The following is a 1,797-nucleotide window of genomic DNA, read 5'->3' as shown; positions in this document are numbered from 1 at the left end:
GTACTTTGAAAACTGAACAAAGTTTCGCTAAAAGTGTGCGGGTGTAAAAACCCAAACAAAAAGCGAAGTCAATTCGCAAGCAATAAATTTTGAGACAAAGATCTTAAAAAATCGAATGAGCAATCATTCAAACTATTATTTTAAAAATGAGAGTTTGATCCTGGCTCAGGACGAACGCTGGCGGCGTGCCTAATACATGCAAGTCGAGCGAGCAGAACTAACAGATCTACTTCGGTAGTGACGTTTCGGAAGCGAGCGGCGGATGGGTGAGTAACACGTGGGTAACCTGCCCTTAAGTCTGGGATACCATTTGGAAACAGGTGCTAATACCGGATAACAACATTGATCGCATGATCGATGCTTGAAAGGCGGCGTAAGCTGTCGCTAAAGGATGGACCGCGGTGCATTAGCTAGTTGGTAAGGTAACGGCTTACCAAGGCAACGATGCATAGCCGAGTTGAGAGACTGATCGGCCACATTGGGACTGAGACACGGCCCAAACTCCTACGGGAGGCAGCAGTAGGGAATCTTCCACAATGGGCGAAAGCCTGATGGAGCAACGCCGCGTGAGTGAAGAAGGTTTTCGGATCGTAAAGCTCTGTTGTTGGTGAAGAAGGATAGAGGTAGTAACTGGCCTTTATTTGACGGTAATCAACCAGAAAGTCACGGCTAACTACGTGCCAGCAGCCGCGGTAATACGTAGGTGGCAAGCGTTGTCCGGATTTATTGGGCGTAAAGCGAGCGCAGGCGGAAGAATAAGTCTGATGTGAAAGCCTCGGCTTAACCGGGGAAGTGCATCGGAAACTGTTTTTCTTGAGTGCAGAAGAGGAGAGTGGAACTCCATGTGTAGCGGTGGAATGCGTAGATATATGGAAGAACACCAGTGGCGAAGGCGGCTCTCTGGTCTGCAACTGACGCTGAGGCTCGAAAGCATGGGTAGCGAACAGGATTAGATACCCTGGTAGTCCATGCCGTAAACGATGAGTGCTAAGTGTTGGGAGGTTTCCGCCTCTCAGTGCTGCAGCTAACGCATTAAGCACTCCGCCTGGGGAGTACGACCGCAAGGTTGAAACTCAAAGGAATTGACGGGGGCCCGCACAAGCGGTGGAGCATGTGGTTTAATTCGAAGCAACGCGAAGAACCTTACCAGGTCTTGACATCTAGCGCAATTCGTAGAGATACGAAGTTCCCTTCGGGGACGCTAAGACAGGTGGTGCATGGCTGTCGTCAGCTCGTGTCGTGAGATGTTGGGTTAAGTCCCGCAACGAGCGCAACCCTTGTCATTAGTTGCCAGCATTAAGTTGGGCACTCTAATGAGACTGCCGGTGACAAACCGGAGGAAGGTGGGGACGACGTCAAGTCATCATGCCCCTTATGACCTGGGCTACACACGTGCTACAATGGGCAGTACAACGAGAAGCAAACCTGCGAAGGCAAGCGAATCTCTGAAAGCTGTTCTCAGTTCGGACTGTAGGCTGCAACTCGCCTACACGAAGCTGGAATCGCTAGTAATCGCGGATCAGCACGCCGCGGTGAATACGTTCCCGGGCCTTGTACACACCGCCCGTCACACCATGGAAGTCTGCAATGCCCAAAGCCGGTGGCCTAACCTTCGGGAAGGAGCCGTCTAAGGCAGGGCAGATGACTGGGGTGAAGTCGTAACAAGGTAGCCGTAGGAGAACCTGCGGCTGGATCACCTCCTTTCTAAGGAAGCAGAGATGACGGAGAGTAGAGATACTAATAGAAGTCATCAAAGCAAGCGGAAGCACACTGAGAAACTTTGTTTAGTTTTGAGGG

Annotated in this window: 1 rRNA gene; it reads left to right on the top strand. The window is 50.9% G+C overall.

The features are described from left to right. Positions 1-142: 142 nt before the first annotated feature. Positions 143-1,704 (top strand): 16S ribosomal RNA (locus JCM6256_RS09120). Positions 1,705-1,797: the final 93 nt, after the last annotated feature.

This window comes from Lactobacillus hamsteri DSM 5661 = JCM 6256 (assembly GCF_000615445.1).
GTDB classification, from domain to species: Bacteria; Bacillota; Bacilli; order Lactobacillales; family Lactobacillaceae; genus Lactobacillus; species Lactobacillus hamsteri.
This window is presented reverse-complemented; position numbering and strand designations above follow the sequence as displayed.